Below are 16,635 nucleotides of genomic sequence, written 5' to 3'. Positions count from 1 at the left end.
TATTTTAATGCAAACCATGATTTTATTTGCTTTAGGTATTACCTATACAATACTGGTTTTCAGGCAACTACTTACTATATCAGCCTGTAGCCAGTATATACAACGGCTTTTTACGTGTTGCAAACGGTCGTTTACAACACGTAAAATGACTTGCCATCTACCCAAACGACCGTTAGAGTGAGCGATAGGCATCCTACTTCACCCGTTTTCCTCTCTATGGATGATTTTCAACGCTTGGTTGGTGAGCAATTGAGCGCCGTATGCTTCGTGCAAGACTACCTGCAATTGGAATTTGATGGCTATAAGCTCACCACCTACACTACGCCATTAGTTGAAACCCTGCCTAATACGTGGCTGGCCTACGAGCACGACCAGTACAAGAACGCGTTGTGCCGCCTGATTGCTCGCCAGGTTGAACAAGTCGCTAGCGAACCAGGCTGCGTCTTGATTTCCTTTCAAGACTGTACTGAACGCATTAGCCTGCCGCTGCACGAGGACCGGGACAACATTTACTACACAGACTTTGAAGAGAGGTGGTTTGTAGTATAGCTCAAATTGGCGCTTCCCCTGCCAAAGTACTAAGCTAGGTGCAGCAGCAGGGCAGGCCAAAAACTACCACTTTTCCGAGGTTTGTCCGCGATGTAACGTTATGTTACTCAACTATTCCAAGAAATCAACGGAAAAAGGAGTTGACCGATACCCTGCTCAAAATCCTATTTGCTAGCACTATGAACCGGTAGCACTAGATGCAACTGGAAGGCTGTCTTCTATCAGACTGCGGAATACCTGTAAAATAATTTCTAGCTTGGCAGGGTCTCCAGAGCCCACGAACAAAGCATCTTCTAGGAAATACCCATACCAATCGGTCGCCGACTGGTGGAACTGTGTCAACGGAATACGAGCGTCTTCCAAAGGGGTATCAGACACATTGATTTCTACGCTCCAGCCAGGGTTGCTAACCGAGAGCAGTTTGATGCCCTCTCGAAACTCCCATTCGCCATCGCAACGAGCAACATACCATGCTTGCAGCCAAGCCAGTATTTCCATCCAATGCTAAGGTAAGAGTGAATTAAAGTGGGTAACACGCTCCCTCGGGATTCATTTAACAAGGGCGAGTAAACTTCACAGTCGAGCTTGTCACATTACTTAAACGAACCTCTTAAAACGTCTCAGCCTGCTATAGTCAGTTGCCAAACGAGGGACTGAAAAACGTGACAATATTCCGTTGTCCAATATGCAGATTTATGTAAAGGCATAGCTAGTAGGGGCTGCTACTCGACGGCTAGCTTCCGGACTGCTGTTGCTGTCCCGACTTGTACTTGTAGGAGATAGAGCCCAGGGGGTAAGCCCGCTACGCGTAGTTCGTATACGGCGCCACCCACGGGTATGCGCACCAGCTCGGTGTGCACTTTCCGCCCGAGGGCATCGCGGAGCACGAGCGTCGCCTGCGTTACCCCGGCTAGGGCGGGCAGGTGCACCATCGTAGCGGTGTGCGCTGGATTGGGCCATAGTTCTAGGCCGGGCAACTGGTTGGGCCGAGCGGTTGCCAGCACCGCTGGGTAGCTCAGGGCCACCGTGGGGTCTACCACGGCCGGCACCTCGTAGAGACGATTGGTCGTCGTGTTCGTCCGGACGGCGGGGTTGTAGTCGAAGAAAATATCGGCGTGGTTGTCGATACGGGTACGGGCGGGCAAACCCGCTTTAGGCTGGATGCTAAACTGCACAAAGCCCGTGCTGCCCGCCCGATTGTGCGTGCTATCCGGCAGCAGCAGGTGGTCGAACGTAAAGGTGAGCACCGGCCGCTGGTGGCCGGAGAGGGTCAGCCGGTAGGGGTGCGAGACGGCCCCAATCTGCAGCGTACGTATATCTAAGTCGGCGGCTAACGTGTCTACTACGACTACTTGGTAGGCGACGTCACTGCCCGTATTCTGAAACCGAATCTGATACTGAAGTGCTGCGGTCGGAGGGGTATAGTGCTCGGCCGTGCGCCCCTGCGGCAATACTTGCTTATCGTTGGGGTCATAGGAGTCGAGAATGGGCTGGCAGTCTTCGGCTACTTCCGGTTGCCCCTGATTAGGCGGCATGGCCAGCATGGCGGCGCTAGGCAAGCTCGTGGTTCGTAGCCCCGGCACTTCCACGGTCGCACTCGCGAGCTGACCGTAGGGGTGATGAGTAGGCTGGTCGGTTTCTACCCGCACCACCGGCCTGGTAGCGGGCCAGCGCAGGACCAAGCTGTCGCCCGCGGCCAGGGAAATGTGGCGCAGCAGCGCCAGCTGCGCATCCTGAAAAATGCGCAGCCCCAGACTATCCGTAGTAGCTCCCCTCCCCTGGTTACGCACGACAAAGCGTACCTGACTGCTTCCCACTACCTTGCCCGTGACCACCAGCGACGCACTGTTCCAGCCTGACGGTGCCGGGTACGGGGTAACGGGTCGAATCCAGGCGTGCGTGCACACGGTGAGGCCGCGCAGGGCGGGGTTGCCGCATACTACCGAGTCCTGAATGGTGATCGTTCCGTGCTGATAGGGCTGCAGCGCGCCCACCTCAAATACGTAATTCCCCGCCGCGTCCAGGGTGTGCGGCACATCGGCCTTCACGAAAATGACTTCCGGCGGCAAGGCGACCGTCACTGTAGCATTCGGCGCGGCCGCAAAGCCCCTATTGGCATAGCTTACGACCGTCGTGTTACGGAAGCAACGCCGCCGTCGGTTCGAGGCGACACTCACCGTCAGCTGAGGGGCGGTGCTGACTTGATTACCAAAATCGGGTCCACTTACCGCGTTGCCGTAGGAGTGAAAGGAAATAGCCGACGGGCTGGCGCAGAGCTGCTGCACGAGCCGGCCCGGCTGCGGGGCGGGCAGGGCTTGCTGTACGGTGTAGGCCCCCGTATCCACGGCCACCGTGTAGCGGCCGCTCTCATCGGTCAGCCCATAAAAGCCGCCCGGTTCGGCCACCACCACCATATTCGGCAGCGCCGGCTCGTTGGCTTGCTGCACGCAATCGTTGTTGAGGTCTGAAAAGACCTTCCCGCTGATGAGGTTCTCGGGTAATTGGGTCGTGGGCACGTAAAAGCGCAGGACCTCGCTGCCCTGAAAGCCGCACGTCAGCCGCGTGCCGCGTTGATTGCTGGTGATGAGATTAGCACCTCCTTCCAGCTTCACCTGCCGCGTGCTCGTGCCCTCAAACAGGGTGATGTAATTGTTCTTGCCAACACTGGCGTAGACGTTGCCCGCCCCATCGACGGCTAAGCCCGCGTCGCCCGGCGACAAGGATGGGGAGCCGGTGAACGAGGGCGGAAAGCTGGAAAGGAACTCGCGTAACAGCTGCCCAGTGGGACTGAACTTTTGTACGCGGCTACCTGCACCGTCTGACACGTAGATGTTGCCCCGATAATCCAGCACCACCCCACGTGGCGCGTCGAACTCCCCTGGACCGGGCCCCTTGCCCCTGCCATCCGCCCCGATCACCTGCAGCAGTTTGCCGTTCGGATTGTACTTGCGAACTCCGTCCCAGTAATCGAGCACGTACAGGTTACCGTCCGGATCTACCGCCAGGTCCGTGGGCCAATAGCCGTTGGGATTAGTCCGCGGATCTGGCAACTGAATTTTACTAATAAATCGTCCCTGCGGGTCAAACTTCTGTACGCGTGGGGGAAAGCTCATGCCTTCCAACCCAAACACGTTACCCTGCAAGTCGACGGCAAAGCTGGTGAGCACACCAAATTGCCCATCCGCCAGACCAGGCGCTCCGATAGCGGCGAGTAATTGTCCAGCAGGGTTAATCTTGACGATACGCGGCTGGTTTTGGTCTATATAATAAAGGTTGCCCGCCTCATCCTGCCGCATTCGGTTGCCCGCTACGGCGGCGGCGCTAATCTTCCGCTCAAGCCGAAAGTCGCGTAGCTGGGCTAAAGCCGAAGTAAACGTCATCAGTAGGCAGGATAAAAATAAAATTTTTCTCCTATGAGGTCGCCAATAGCTACTAGAAGTTAGGCCAGATAACGCGCACGCAACTCGTTGATAGAGTTCTGGAAACAATTGTGAAACAAGTAAAGATTTAGCCATAAATTACGCTAGCACTACCGATGATTTTTGGGATAAAAATGCGATAGCAGGCAAATATAGGCTAAGCTTCCACAGGCCTCGTACCATAACGCTACATTCTTTTGTTTGGCGTCTGAAAGGCGCGCATTCCTTAGCGCATGGTTATGCGCAGGTAGGTAAACTGCTGGCTGTTTTGCCGGGTCTTTTTCGGGAGCTTGCCGCTCTCAATGGCTTCCTCCACGGCTATGGGCAGGCACTTGAGGAGGAAGCTGTGCTCATCGACCCAGGCCAGCTCATAGGGCAGCCATTTCTCTTGGAAAAGGGTGAACGTGCGGTGTAAGCGCGATGCAGCCACTTGGAACACCTCTACGCCATTGGGAGCTCCCTCATAGGGGTAGCCTTGAAAGGTGGCCGCGACGAAGCCGGCCTGAGGGCTTAGCAGGGGCGGTCCTTGCAAGGTGTCGATGGCGCCCGTCCTCTGGTCGACCAGTAGGATAGCCGCCCCCTCATAGTACAAGAGGTGCAATACATACTTGTGCAGGCGGGGCAGCTTGCCTAAGTAGCTAAGTTCGGCCGCACTCTCTTCGTATTTAGGGCGCGGCTTATTGCGCAGCTGCACGTGACGGCCACTCGTCAAGCACAGCCCGAACGTATTGCCGCTGCGGGTAAACCCTTGCTTGTCGGCGGCAACCCTGGTCGGGGTCGTGTGTGCCTGTACCTGGGCAAATGCAGCGGCAGTGCTAGCAGTTACTGTGTATGGCAGGCGCGCAGGGGAATGCTGGGCATGAGCGACTCCCGGGAGTAGCAAGGAAGCAAACAGGAGCGGTTTCATCGGGAGTGAAGATAGAAGATGCCTTAGATGATAGGTAAAAGTGCCATAGGATCGTGGTCCCAACCTATTTGGCTGGAATAGCTGAAGAGACCCCGTTTAGCGCAGGCGCAACCCCCAGGGCGAGCGAGAAACGCACTCAGTACGGACTTTCTGAGCCACTCGCTTGGGAAGGGGCTTTCTGAACCCCCTGCTACCTCATTCCACTATACCACCGGCAACAAGCAGCAGGCTGTAAGGCAGCGTGCAGCTGACGGGCTACTTAAGCCACCAGTCATATTTTATATCCAGCTGCGGATTATGCTGCCAGATGGCCTGCAGGAAGCCGTGAATATTGGAATCGTCTCCTTTACCGAGGGGACGTATAGTCAGCTTTTTCTTGCGGCGCTGCTCCCCATAGTAATGGAGGTACCAATAGCCCCGATTACCTTCTTGAAGCTTGTAGAAGCTTGCCAGCGGAATTTGCTCAGTGCCAGTCTTTTTAAACAGATAGAGGTAGTCTGCGTCGTAATCTGTAATCGGCATTTCGGCGGCAGACCAGAGTAATCCTGCTATACAAAATAGTAACCAGGCAGTCCACCCCCACCGGGCCGCTACCGACAACTGGGCGTCATGGTGCGCGCCAACTAGTAGCAGCCATAGCCCAAGTCCTGGCAGTAGCGGCAGCAGCCACAGCCACCACGGCCGACGGGAGAGAGGAGTTACCGTAATTGCCATCGGGTAGTTTGAAATTAAAGAAGCGTTCGAAAAACCCTCTCGCAAAACGGCTCTGGAAACGCGGGTTTCAGGGCCGTTAGCGCGGGGGATAAAATCATTCGAAAAACGGTAGGTTTACGAGTGCTTTTTCGCAAGCATTGCCTTAAGTATGCCGAGATGGTCGTTAGTTATTTTGATTACTTTATTATCCTGCTTGTCAGTTGCCTAACTATTGTTAACTGGAAATACCCTCCAGCGTGGAGGATAAGTTATGTAGGTGAACTACTCGTTTTTGGCCTTCTCCTGCCGCTCTTATCCATCGAGCTCGAATTCCGATGCTATGCCCCTAAGTCGGCAGAAACGTTCGATGCCTTTACGATGGCCTATACGTTGCTCAAGTTTCCGCTGTATTGGGGCTTATTTAGTTTACGGCAACTGGTAGTATTTCTCAAGCGGCAGTAATCCTTCCTAACAACGCTCCCCTACTGGTTGGTGGGCCTCCCAACCCGTTCCGCCAGGCTCCCCCCGCTGGGCTCTCGCCTGAGCTAGCCAACTTCTTGACCGGCAAGTAGTCAGGGCACCTGGCCGACGTTATCTTGTCGTGCCTTTTCCCCCCTACCTATCCGTATGCGCCTCCTACTTTCTCCGCTGCTACTCGTCGCGAGTGCGTGGCCTTGTGCTCTGTGGGCGCAAGAGCGGCCGGCTCCTTCGCCCCTCCTTTCCCCCAAGGAGCCCGCCGCGGCCGCCCGCGACTACCAGCCGGCGCAGTATGCCCGCGGCAAGGAGCACCTGCTCCAGGACCTGCAGCACGCCGTGCGCTATCCCGTGGCCGCGTTGCGCGCCCAGGTAAGCGGCACCGTCCGCGTGGCCTTTACCGTGGAGCCCACCGGGGTGGTGGATGACATCCGGATCGTGTCCTCCCCCTCCGTCTTGCTCAACGAGGGGGTCGTCCGAGCCGTCCAACGGCTGGGCCCCTTTCGGCCGGCCCGGCGCCAGGGGCAACCGGTTCGTGATACGTTGACTTGCCCCTTAGTCTTTCACATTCTGGCCCCCACTGGCAACCTCGCGGGGCGGCCGACGGTACAGGCCCTGCCCGCCGGCCCCGTCCAGCCCCTGGCCCCGGACCCTGCTCGTCATCCAGTCGTAGACAAGCTCGTGAGCTTTCGCGACTCGACTTACGTGCCCGCTACCCAGACCAGCACGGTGGAGCTGCATACCTTTACCTATGACTACTTTGGCCGGCCGGCCACGCACACCTATACCTACCTGGTGAATGGGCGGCCCCTTCACTCCAACCAACGCCGCTATACGTACCGGCCGGATGGGCAGCTAGCGCGCGAAGGCAATGCCCAGCTCCAGTATGTGTTTAGCTATTCCGCGGCCGGCCAGTTACAGGAGTTTACGCATGCGGTGTACCAGCAGACGGCCTGGAAAGTGCTCGCCCAAACGCGGCTCCAAGACCTGCCGCCGACCCCGGCTAGGCCGGCCGCGCTGAGCCTGGTGGTGCGCACGGCGGGACTCGACAGCTCCCGCGTCGCGTACCGGCTCAGCTATCAGGTGGCGCCCGACCACACCCTCACGCAGTCGCAGCTCTATACCTACGCGCAGCAGACGTTGGCCCACCCCTTTACGTACACGTTTGCCTATGACACGGCGCCGAATCCCTTCCAAGGGCTGTTCATGGAGTATTGGTACCAGAACCAGTTCGAACATCAAGGTCCGCACAATGTCGTCAGCAAACAACAAAACGGCCGGCCGTATCAGACCAATACGTATACCTACAATGCGGCGGGCTATCCCACGCGGTGCGTGGTGGCCGTACGCCGTCTCACCCCCACGTACCGGGTGCAGCAGTTCGCCTACGCCAAAGTAGTAGTCGCCTCGCCAGCCGATTCAGCGAGTAGGCTGAGCATCTACCCGAATCCCGCCTCGACCATGGTGGCGCTGCACGCCCCAGGGCTGGAGCCGGGGGAAGCGACTGTGTTCGTGCGGCACGCGACGACCGGCCAACTGCTGCGCCAGTTCACGGGCTCCGTGGCCAGTACGCGGGAGTTCACGTTCTCCGTGGCCGACTTGCCCAAGGGCACGTACGTAGTCGAGGTGAGCCAGGCGAGCCGGCTGGTGACAGGCCACCTCCAAGTGGAATAGCCTCGCTCGCAGGGGGGGGGTAAACCCAGCCCGCACCTGCTCCCGACCACTGCTCGGCTTTTGCAGCCGCACTCCGCGCAGGGTTCAAGCCGCAGGTAGGGCACAAAATGGACCGAAGGCGATGCCACGCTAAAAATATCCCTTCCAAAAAACGCTCCTTTATCGCATTCTATCTCACGTATAAACCTATTATAACTAACGAACTAGCTCCACACTGACAGAATGAAAAGCACGCCTATTCAAATTTAGGCACAAAAAAACCAACCCGAATTAGAGCTGGTTTTAGATGTACTTGTGGATGTATTATTAGACTCTTTTTTGCATCTAAGATGCATCTACTTTTGGATGTGCTTTTTCTTCTCTTTAGCGACAGCCACTAGGATGGCTTCGATTACGAAACTGTGGATGGACTGCGGCTTGAGTTTCGGCCGGCTGTCACGAATGGCCTGTAGTTCTTTCAGCAGCGACGGCTCCAAGCGGAGCGAGAAGGCCTTGTAGCTTTCCTCGTCAGCCTTTGGCTCGATGGGCGTGGCCTCAGCGGTCGGCTTGCCTCCTTTTCTCACGAAGTCCTCAACGGATTCTTTCGGCTGTAGCGAGGCGGGCTTGGGTGCGACGGGCTTCTTCATTTCTTGGTTATGGCTTGCTGGACATGGGTGAACAACGACGTTATCTCGGCGATGGCCTTGGGGTCGGTGGGTTGGTACTCTAGCACCGACTGCCCCCACCCCATTGCCTTATCGTAGGCGACGCGGTTGCCGATGGGCAGCGGCACAAACCGGCACCAAGCGGTATCGGGCCGGAGGTAGTCGGAAGCCTCGCCCACGGCGCTACCATTCATACCTCGATGATCGGTGCGCGAGAAGAACAGGAAGGCCTGGAGCTTGGTGTTGAACCCCTGGGCTTTGTCTAGCAGTTCGTACACGGCGTTGAGGGTCCAACGGTCGGTGGCGCGGGGCGCGACTGGTATCAGGCTCGCGTCGGCCAGCGTCAGAGCCGCACGCTGAGAGGCAGAATCCCGGCCACCGCAGTCGATGACAATATCGTCGTACTGCCCTATGAGCGGCTTGAGTTTCTTGAGCAGGTCCTCGCCGAAAACTTGCAACGGTGGTAACACCTGACGCACCTCCATGAAGTACGAAAAGGACTGCTGCTCGTCGGCGTCACAGGCCAATACCTTTCGACCTTGCTTTTCCAGGAATACGAATAGGTTGGCTGCGGTAGTACTTCGGCCGGAGCCACCCTTGATACCAGATACGGTGTAGATCACAGAGTTATATACTAAAAATGGATGTATAAGTGCATCTATTGTAGATGCATCATAAACGTGTAGTGGTACTACCGCGCACCCAAATGTACATCGAAATCGGATACAAACGGGCTTCCCAGTCGCCTGCATTTTGCTCGGATAATCAGATGCTAGTCTAGCTAGCCCGAAAGCAATACAAACTGAATTTGACTAGTAGGATCGCGAATCGGCCCGCCCCCCTAGTGTGCGAAGCCTAGCGTTTGAATCGACTGAGCTAGTAACTGACCTGAGAAAAAAAAGACAAAAAAATGAAGAATTTTGTCCTATTCATTTCTTATTAGTTTTTACTATTAATAAACTATTAGAAGGCCGCCAAACGTACTGATTGTCAAATATATACGAGCCTTTTGTGCGACAAAAGTCCATGAAAAGACAAGTTTCGTGCGACAAAAGTCCACCAGTGGACAGTTTCGTGCGACAAAAGTCCACTAGTGGACAGGTTTCGTGCGACAAAAGTCCACTAGTGGACAGTTTCGTGCGACAAAAGTCCATGAGGACAGTTCTGATTTAAGTGCTATCTTGCCGCATACTACACAGCAAGCAGCATGATTGCTAATAAGTGCCCTGGCACCTCATTCGATAAGTCCACCGGCCGATGGAAAGCCCGCTTAACCCAAAACGGTAAGACTAAAACGTTGGGCACCTACACTACCCAGGAAGTGGCTTACGAGGCTGTGCTGCGCGCGAAGGCCCCGAAAGATGCCTTGGCGCAGGAGGCGGTTGTATCTAAGAAAAATCTAACTGTAGCGCAATCGAACCTGCTGGTGGAAACGTACTGGCCAGCCACGCTACTGGAGGCACGGTTGTTCGTACTGATGCTGCGGTGCCTGCACAAGACGGACGAGAATACCCCTGGCATCACCATTCCTATTGAAGAACTGATGCCAGGTGGCCGCGGCGGGCGGAACTACGAGTTGCTCCAACAGGCGCTCAAACGCTACATGACCCTTCAGATTGAGCTGCCAGTACCTAACGCTAAGAAGGACATGCAGACTATTAACCTCGTTCAGGGCATGGCGCTTGACTCTACCAACGACGTGGTGGTGGGCTTCTTCACGCCGCTGGCGCTGCCGTACCTCACGAAGCTGAGCAACAACTTTGCCGTGGGCGACGTGGCCGAGCTGATGGAGCTACAAACTGCCGCCTCGCACAAGATGTACTGGCTGATGAAGTCGTGGGAGTTCAAGTCGCCCGTGACGGTGACGGTGGAGCGGCTACGAGAGCTAACGGTGCGCGACAATTACGAGCGGTATACCGACTTTCGCAACCGCATCTTGCAACCCAGCATAGAGGAACTAAACGGCCTTGATTTCAAGATAACGTTTTCAGAGAACCGAAAGGGTCGGGCCGTCGATAGCGTTAGGTTTGACATCGGCCGCAAACAGAAAGCCGAACCTACTGTGGCAAAGCTCAAGCAACTCGAAGTGCCCAAGCCGATAGCGCAGTTCTCCGACCTGCAGCAGAAGGTGCAAACGCGGCTACAGAAGCTGAAGCTGACACAGGCCCAAATCAAGAAAGTGCTCGCCGTGGTAGTAGGGGAGGAGCAGCTCACTAAACTGCTAAAAGAAACCTACCCCGTCCTCCGCGACTTCGAAACAAAAGCCAAACCGGGCGAGAATGTAGCGGCCGCGACGATGGCGCTCTTGAAGAGCACATTTCCAGCTATTTGGGCAACTAACTAACTACTAATCAGATGGGTATAAAATAGTCTTTCGCGTACCTTATAGCCGTTATACTATTATAGACTACGCAGTACGCAACTAGTTAGGCGGGGGGACAGCGTTAGCTGCCTACATTTAGTAATCCTACACATAACTAGGTTAGCTGGATGAAACCATTTCAGGGCGGGGTCATTTTGCGGGGGTGGCTATGGGCGGGGCTGTTCTATTTCGGGACCGGCTTGCTGGCCTTTGCCCAGCGGGAAAATGAGGTTTGGTATTTCGGGCAGCACGCGGGACTCAGCTTTGCCACGGGCTGGCCGGTTCCACTGCTTGACGGGGCCTTAGAATCGCGGGAGGCGTGTGCCTCACTAGCCGATGCCACCGGAACCCTCCAATTCTACACCAACGGCATTACCGCATGGAACCGGTTTCACCAGCCGTTGACCAATGGGACCGACCTGGGTGGATTCACGGGAGGGGGAGTGCCGCCAAACTCGGCCACGCAAGGCGCCCTCATTGTGCCGCATCCAGCCAACCCCAGTCAGTATTTTTTGTTCGGAGTGGACGCCGTAGAAAACGAGCTGCGCAATGGCTTGCAAGTGGCCCTGGTGGACATGAGCGCCCAAAGTGGACGCGGCCAAGTGCTGCGCAAAGGCCTGCGCCTGCCCACTCCCACTCTTAGCAGCCCCGTGACCGAGAAACTGGTAGCGGTGCGCCACGCCAATGGCCGCGATACGTGGGTGGTGGTGCACGGGTGGCAAACCAATGCGTTCCTGGCCTTTCTCGTCTCGCCCGCCGGCGTGTCGGCCGCGCCCGTGGCCACCAGCTTTACGGGGACGATTCATCAAGGCGGTAGCGACCCGGCCCAGTTCTATAATGCCATTGGCTGCATGGCCGTTTCCCCCGATGGGCGGCGGCTGGCCCTCACGCAGTACAACGCCGGAGTGGAAGTGTTTGATTTTGACACGCAGACCGGGCGCGTGTCCAACGCGCGAACGCTGCCGCCGAGCCGCGGGAATTTGTCGGCCTATGGCGTAGCTTTTTCGCCTTCCAGCGACCTGCTATACGCGTCCGGGTACGACTTAGTGCAGTACGATTTGGGGAGTGGCACCCAGCAAACCCTCGCCTTTGGCCAGGACACCGGCACCAGCATCGGTCGGTGGGCGCTGCAGAGCGGGCCCGATGGGCGGCTGTACCTCGCCGCGCCGGGCCGCAATGCGCTGGATGCCATCGAGTTCCCTGACGTGCGCGGGGCCGGGTGCGGGGTGCAGGTTGATGCCGTGCGCTTTACCAGCCCCGCCGCGGTGGTATGGGGCCTGCCCAATGCGGTCGTCGTTCCCCGGGCCAGCCGCGGGGGACCAGCCTTAGGATTCCAGGTGACGCCGGCGTGCGTCGGCGCCCGTGTGCAGTTTGCCGCCAGCCTCACGCCGGCGCCTGCTGGGGCAAGCTTTGCGTGGGACTTTGGCGATCCCACGGGGCTGCCCAACACGGCCAGCGGCGCCGCGGCGGCGCACACCTTTTCGGCCCCGGGCGTGTACACTGTCCGCCTGCAGAGCACGTGGCCGGGGGCCCCGTTCCCGCTAACCGCCGAACGGCGTGTGGTCCTCGGCGGCCCCCCCGTTCCGACCTATCCCCGGTTCCGGGTACTGTGCGGGCTAGCGGTCATTTTGACGCCGACTGCTCAGCCCCCCGGCGTGAGCTTCCGCTGGCAAGATGGGGCCAGTGTTCCCGTCCGATCCGTTACCGCGCCGGGCGTTTACTGGGTGGACATCACCTCGCCCCTGGGGTGTACGCGCCGCGATACGGTAGTGGTCACCCCTTTCTCCGCGGACCAGCTGGCCCTAGGCCCTGATACGGCCGCGTGCTTTGCTGCACCCGTCGTGCTGCGCTTACGTAGCCCGCAGCCCGGCGTGCGCTACCAGTGGCCCGATGGCAGCACCGGGGCCACGTTTGCGGTGCACTCGCCGGGCACCTATACCGTGCAAGTGTCCGCCCCGGATAACTGTGTTACCCGGCAGTTGACCCGACGGGTCGACTTGGCGCCAGATTGCGGCGCACACGTCCCCAACATCATTACCCCCAATGGGGACGGAGCCAATGACACGTGGGTGTTGGGGGGAGTGAACCCCCGCGACTGGAGCGTAAAAATTTACTCCCGTTGGGGACAGCAAGTGTATGCGCAGGCCAGCTACGACAATCAGTGGGGCGCCGAAGGATTGCCGAGCGGAGTATATTATTACCAGCTCACCTACGTCCAGGGTACGCCGCGTCAACTGCGGGGCTGGGTGGAAGTAGTAAAATAGGGGCTCACTGCCGGCAGATTCCGGGAGCTAGCGAGCTGCTTCCCGCCATTTTCCGCTCCGTTATAACGAATACCCCTCCTATAGCTGAAGCGTTTTACATAAAAAACGTTACCAGACAAATTCTATAATTGGGGCGGTTTTGGCCTCACTGCGCCGTCTATTAGCAACGCTTTACTTCGGGGTGTTGGCCTTGGTTAAAAGTTTGGTCCAAATATTAATTGATACAGCCAAAGCTTCGTTGCTTTAGCTGTTGAGTAGCTTCGTGTGTCTCCTAGTGGTAGCTAATAATTGCAGTGGATAGTATAGCCATTAGCATACTAAAAAAATGAAACTCATTCTTTTCCGGGGTAGGCCTGGCACTGGCAAAACCACTTTATCAACCGCTTTGGCAGCCCAAACCAATTATCCGCTCTTAAGCAAGGATAGTATCCATGATGCTTTAGCAAACATTCTACTTGATCAGTCACAATTAGGTCAGATAGCTTACACGTGTTTGTATGCGACATTGGCGGCTAACAGTCAACAGGAATGCACTTTTATTCTCGACTACCCATTCCAGACGACCGCGGATATCCGGCGACTTCGGGCGTGGTGTGCCGCGCATACCACGACCCTCTATTCCGTCGTCGTGCATTGTAGCCAAGAGAGGGTGTGGGCAGCTCGCTTCAATCAGCGCGCCCTGAATCCGCTACCTAACCAGCTTATTACCGATTTCACAGGGCTCAAACAACACTACGGAGAACTTAACATTACACTGGAGTCAGGAGAACTGCTCGTTGACTCACTAGCCTCTATTCCAGAGGTCCTCGACCAGGTAAACACTTTTTTGAACCAGTCCGAGTAGGGGCGCTTTCGGCAGCTTGATTGGAAGAAAGTACAGTTTTTTCAACTAGTAGGAGGGCTTTTTTGAACTTTGATTACTGAACAAGTTAGTTGAATTAACTTGACTCTTTCAGAGGAGGAATGCTAGTGAGGTTCTGCGAAACTAGGTTGTTCAGTTATAGGGAGCTGTAACTGAACAAACAGCCCTAGCAACCTCAGCATGCGGTATTTCACAGCGTAAATGCTACGTTGGGAAGCAATTCGTTTAACTTCCGCACCAAACTTTTAACCGAGGCCATCAGTGGACGCGGCCGCGTTAGTGAAAGCGCTGATTGTAGATTTCAATGGCCTTGCCATAATGGTTACTACTGAGCATCAGGTACCCATAGCCGCCAAAGGCCCCTAACAGGATGGAAACGGGAACGGGCGCTTTGCTGAACGCCGACCCCGGCCCGCTTTCCTGGTCGGCCTGGTGCTTGCTCACTAAGAAGGCCGCCACCATCACGGGAAGCAGCGCCAGCCCCCAGCGCATCTGGGTCCGGCCCCTGCGCAGTTCCGCTGCAGCGGGTGGATACCGATTCAAGAGCACCTTCAGCGTGGCGCCAGTGAGCGGTTCCTGGTTGACGGTATAGACTAGATGCGAATAGCGGCCCTGCTGGAGCACAGTGACGTGGATGGCACTATCCGACTGGACGGTACGGGCAGGCGCTTGGGCGTGGGCGGCCAGCGTGAGGAAGCACCCTAGCAAGGCTATAAGTGGTTTCATCGCAACAAGTTGCGCACCAGGTAGTGTGGGTTAGGTGAAGGTCCTTTTTTCCCTGAATAGGGGCCCTCTCCCTGGCGAGTAGCTCGCTGGCCGTCACCGGGCGAAAGTAAGGTTGCGCGAGGCGCTTTGCGAAGACGTGCGGCAGCAAGGACCCGATAAGAAGGCGTTTAGTTAACAAGGGACTCGGTTGATTGAACCGGGCAGATAACCGAAAATAGTTGACCGCGGGGCGTGTCACCTTTTTTAAACGAACCATTCGAAAGCGTGACAGGTACCCAGCGGACAGCTACTCGATTTGCTTAAGCGCCGCATAGAACGCTTGGTCGTCAGCGCTACTTGGCGGCTGAGTGTGCGGGTTCGTCGCCACCGCCAGGCCGCCCAACACTTTTTTAATCAGGCCATCACGCCCCACGAAGAAAGTCACCGGATACCCCGTGGCAAACTGGCTGCAATACTGCTGGGCGCCGGCTAGCTGCCGATAGGTGAAGGGCTGCTTGTGCAGAAAAGCCCGCACTTTCTCCGAATTGTCAAACGTCATGGCCAGGAAGACAATCCCCGTCGCAGCTTTTTCCCGTTGAATGCGATTCAGCGTCGGCATTTCCGCGATACACGGTCCACACGTGGTGAACCACAGGTTCAGCACAACTGGCTTGCCTAACAGGTGATGCGAGTCCACCAGCTTGCCCTGCACATCGGGCAAGGCAAAGGCGGGCAGCGGCTGACCGATAAAGCCGTCTAAGCCCTGTTGGCGCGCCTGTAAGGCAGCGGGCGTATGCGTGCCGAGCAACGAGTACTCCTGGATAACCGTGTCCGGCCGGGTGATGGTCCTGCGGATCACGACCTCAAACGCGATTCCGGCCGGGCGGCCGCGCCGATTCATCACTTGGCGGAACGTATCGACTTGCGCTGCCGTCCACAGTTTGGGACTGCTCCCGTCAACACTACGGTAGCGCACCACTTGGCCGTGGGCCTGAGTGCCCCCGAGCAACAGGGCAAGTAATCCAAGGGATTGAGCTGACCGCTTTGGCTTCATGAGAGGATAGAAAAGCACTAATCAATAAGCTCTTAACAAGGCAAATGTTTGTGGGTTGCCGGGCAATGCTGATTAGTGCCGCGGCCTAAGCGATCAGGTCTTGGCGCTAGGGCTTGAGACCGGCGCGGCTCCTGTTGCCTCCCGCACAGCCGGCCGCTGCGCCAACTTGTCTACTGCTGTTGCCCTTCTAAAAGGGTGAGCAGATTTTACTCGAACGCGCAGCGAAGCGCGAAAAGACATTTTGTAAACGACCGTTTAAGTAATGTCTTTCCCACCTATCTTCGTCGAAACTCGTCGATTTCACCCCGTGCCCGCCTACTTCGCCTACTACCGCGTCTCTACCCAAAAGCAAGGCAACTCTGGTTTGGGCCTGGAGGCGCAACGGGCAGCGGTGGGTAGTTTCCTGCAGGGGGCCGCGCCGGTGGGGGAGTACGTGGAAGTCGAGAGTGGCAAGAAGAACCAGCGGCCCCAGCTGCTGGCGGCCATTGCCGCGGCCCGGGCCGCGGGCGGGGTGCTGCTGATTGCGAAGTTGGATCGGCTGTCCAGGAATGCGGGCTTTATCCTGGCCTTGCGTGACTCGGGGGTGCAGTTTGCGTGCTGCGACATGCCCGACGCCAATACGCTTACCGTGGGCCTCTTCGCCGTCATCGCCCAGCACGAGCGCGAAACCATCTCCCAGCGCACCAAGGATGCCCTAAAAGCCAAGAAGGCGCGGGGCGCGCAACTGGGCACGCCGGCCAATCTCACGGAGGACGCGCGGCAGTTGGGGCTGGAGGCGCGGCAGCGCAATGCGCGCGAGCATGGGGGCATCCGGCAGGCGACGGCGCTGATTCTGGCCCGGCGGGCGCAGGGGCTGAGTTGTGAGACCATCGCGGGGGAGTTGAACGCGCTCGGCTTTACCGCGAGGAGGGGTGGGGCTTTCTCCCAAAAGCAGGTCCAGCGCTTGCTTGATCGCGCGAGCGCTACCTTACCCGTAGCAGCGAGCTAACGCGCTCCGGGTAAGGTAGCGCTTCAGTAACGACAACGTA

At 57.1% G+C, this 16,635-nt stretch carries 14 protein-coding genes and 1 pseudogene; 6 read left to right on the top strand and 9 right to left on the bottom strand.

The annotated features are described in order from the left end of the window. Positions 1-216: 216 nt before the first annotated feature. Positions 217-549: a hypothetical protein gene (locus E4631_RS23875; RefSeq protein ID WP_133656677.1), complete on the top strand. Its 333-nt coding sequence runs from the start codon at positions 217-219 to the stop codon at positions 547-549. Between the two features lie 177 nt (positions 550-726). Here the strand turns inward: E4631_RS23875 and E4631_RS23870 are convergent, their stop codons facing one another. The 4 genes from E4631_RS23870 to E4631_RS23855 form a co-directional block, all read right to left on the bottom strand. Then, on the bottom strand, positions 727-1,047 hold the full coding sequence (locus E4631_RS23870; protein WP_133656678.1) for an immunity 53 family protein: 321 nt from the start codon (positions 1,045-1,047) through the stop codon (positions 727-729). 224 nt (positions 1,048-1,271) lie between these two features. Continuing rightward, positions 1,272-3,929: a T9SS type A sorting domain-containing protein gene (locus E4631_RS23865; protein ID WP_166648003.1), complete on the bottom strand. Its 2,658-nt coding sequence runs from the start codon at positions 3,927-3,929 to the stop codon at positions 1,272-1,274. A gap of 265 nt (positions 3,930-4,194) precedes the next feature. Beyond that, the gene (locus E4631_RS23860; RefSeq protein WP_133656680.1) at positions 4,195-4,875 is read right to left on the bottom strand and encodes a hypothetical protein; all 681 of its coding nucleotides are present in this window, start codon (positions 4,873-4,875) and stop codon (positions 4,195-4,197) included. Positions 4,876-5,130: 255 nt separating this feature from the next. After that, positions 5,131-5,589 (bottom strand): hypothetical protein, encoded by a 459-nt coding sequence (locus tag E4631_RS23855; RefSeq protein WP_133656681.1) that lies wholly within the window; start codon positions 5,587-5,589, stop codon positions 5,131-5,133. Between the two features lie 606 nt (positions 5,590-6,195). Here E4631_RS23855 and E4631_RS23850 point away from each other — a divergent pair. Further along, on the top strand, positions 6,196-7,716 hold the full coding sequence (locus tag E4631_RS23850; protein WP_133656682.1) for a TonB family protein: 1,521 nt from the start codon (positions 6,196-6,198) through the stop codon (positions 7,714-7,716). Between the two features lie 335 nt (positions 7,717-8,051). Here E4631_RS23850 and E4631_RS23845 read toward each other — a convergent pair whose 3' ends face one another. The 3 genes and pseudogenes from E4631_RS23845 to E4631_RS27130 form a co-directional block, all read right to left on the bottom strand. Further along, the gene (locus E4631_RS23845) at positions 8,052-8,342 is read right to left on the bottom strand and encodes a hypothetical protein (protein ID WP_133656683.1); all 291 of its coding nucleotides are present in this window, start codon (positions 8,340-8,342) and stop codon (positions 8,052-8,054) included. Further along, the gene (locus E4631_RS23840; RefSeq protein WP_240735212.1) at positions 8,339-8,818 is read right to left on the bottom strand and encodes a hypothetical protein; all 480 of its coding nucleotides are present in this window, start codon (positions 8,816-8,818) and stop codon (positions 8,339-8,341) included. Before E4631_RS23840 ends, E4631_RS23845 begins: the two co-directional genes overlap by 4 nt. A gap of 24 nt (positions 8,819-8,842) precedes the next feature. Further along, positions 8,843-9,112 (bottom strand): annotated as a pseudogene (locus tag E4631_RS27130) (AAA family ATPase); the annotation flags it as partial. A 455-nt stretch (positions 9,113-9,567) separates the two neighbouring features. Here E4631_RS27130 and E4631_RS23835 point away from each other — a divergent pair. The 3 genes from E4631_RS23835 (at position 9,568) to E4631_RS23825 (ending at position 13,830) form a co-directional block, all read left to right on the top strand. Next, positions 9,568-10,704 (top strand): replication initiation protein, encoded by a 1,137-nt coding sequence (locus E4631_RS23835; RefSeq protein WP_133656685.1) that lies wholly within the window; start codon positions 9,568-9,570, stop codon positions 10,702-10,704. 146 nt (positions 10,705-10,850) lie between these two features. After that, positions 10,851-12,986 carry a gliding motility-associated C-terminal domain-containing protein gene (locus E4631_RS23830; RefSeq protein ID WP_133656686.1) on the top strand — a complete coding sequence of 712 codons (2,136 nt, stop codon included), beginning with the start codon at positions 10,851-10,853 and terminating at the stop codon, positions 12,984-12,986. A gap of 325 nt (positions 12,987-13,311) precedes the next feature. Continuing rightward, entirely contained in the window at positions 13,312-13,830 is a 519-nt protein-coding gene (locus E4631_RS23825; protein ID WP_133656687.1) for an ATP-binding protein, read from the top strand. Positions 13,831-14,124: 294 nt separating this feature from the next. Here E4631_RS23825 and E4631_RS23820 read toward each other — a convergent pair whose 3' ends face one another. Together E4631_RS23820 and E4631_RS23815 are read right to left on the bottom strand one after the other, a co-directional pair. Beyond that, positions 14,125-14,574, bottom strand: a complete 450-nt coding sequence (locus E4631_RS23820) for a hypothetical protein (protein ID WP_133656688.1) — start codon at positions 14,572-14,574, stop codon at positions 14,125-14,127. Between the two features lie 286 nt (positions 14,575-14,860). Beyond that, positions 14,861-15,607 (bottom strand): TlpA disulfide reductase family protein, encoded by a 747-nt coding sequence (locus tag E4631_RS23815; protein WP_133656689.1) that lies wholly within the window; start codon positions 15,605-15,607, stop codon positions 14,861-14,863. Between the two features lie 262 nt (positions 15,608-15,869). On the opposite strand from E4631_RS23815, the gene E4631_RS23810 reads away from it, so the two are divergent. Beyond that, entirely contained in the window at positions 15,870-16,595 is a 726-nt protein-coding gene (locus tag E4631_RS23810; protein WP_133656690.1) for a recombinase family protein, read from the top strand. Positions 16,596-16,635: the final 40 nt, after the last annotated feature.

Source organism: Hymenobacter sp. UV11 (genome assembly GCF_004684095.1).
Classification (GTDB): domain Bacteria; phylum Bacteroidota; class Bacteroidia; order Cytophagales; family Hymenobacteraceae; genus Hymenobacter.
The sequence above is the reverse complement of the archived record's forward strand: the minus strand, read 5'-3'. Positions and strand labels throughout refer to the sequence as shown.

Excerpts from the sequence above, each read along its gene's own strand:
- E4631_RS23830 (WP_133656686.1), top strand. The coding sequence starts at position 10,851 with ATGAAACCATTTCAGGGCGGGGTCATTTTGCGGGGGTGGCTATGGGCG.
- E4631_RS23860 (WP_133656680.1), bottom strand. The coding sequence starts at position 4,875 with ATGAAACCGCTCCTGTTTGCTTCCTTGCTACTCCCGGGAGTCGCTCAT.
- E4631_RS23835 (WP_133656685.1), top strand. The coding sequence starts at position 9,568 with ATGATTGCTAATAAGTGCCCTGGCACCTCATTCGATAAGTCCACCGGC.
- E4631_RS23810 (WP_133656690.1), top strand. The coding sequence starts at position 15,870 with ATGTCTTTCCCACCTATCTTCGTCGAAACTCGTCGATTTCACCCCGTG.
- E4631_RS23815 (WP_133656689.1), bottom strand. The coding sequence starts at position 15,607 with ATGAAGCCAAAGCGGTCAGCTCAATCCCTTGGATTACTTGCCCTGTTG.
- E4631_RS23845 (WP_133656683.1), bottom strand. The coding sequence starts at position 8,342 with ATGAAGAAGCCCGTCGCACCCAAGCCCGCCTCGCTACAGCCGAAAGAA.
- E4631_RS23850 (WP_133656682.1), top strand. The coding sequence starts at position 6,196 with ATGCGCCTCCTACTTTCTCCGCTGCTACTCGTCGCGAGTGCGTGGCCT.
- E4631_RS23865 (WP_166648003.1), bottom strand. The coding sequence starts at position 3,929 with ATGACGTTTACTTCGGCTTTAGCCCAGCTACGCGACTTTCGGCTTGAG.
- E4631_RS23820 (WP_133656688.1), bottom strand. The coding sequence starts at position 14,574 with ATGAAACCACTTATAGCCTTGCTAGGGTGCTTCCTCACGCTGGCCGCC.
- E4631_RS23875 (WP_133656677.1), top strand. The coding sequence starts at position 217 with ATGGATGATTTTCAACGCTTGGTTGGTGAGCAATTGAGCGCCGTATGC.
- E4631_RS23855 (WP_133656681.1), bottom strand. The coding sequence starts at position 5,589 with ATGGCAATTACGGTAACTCCTCTCTCCCGTCGGCCGTGGTGGCTGTGG.
- E4631_RS23825 (WP_133656687.1), top strand. The coding sequence starts at position 13,312 with ATGAAACTCATTCTTTTCCGGGGTAGGCCTGGCACTGGCAAAACCACT.
- E4631_RS23870 (WP_133656678.1), bottom strand. The coding sequence starts at position 1,047 with ATGGAAATACTGGCTTGGCTGCAAGCATGGTATGTTGCTCGTTGCGAT.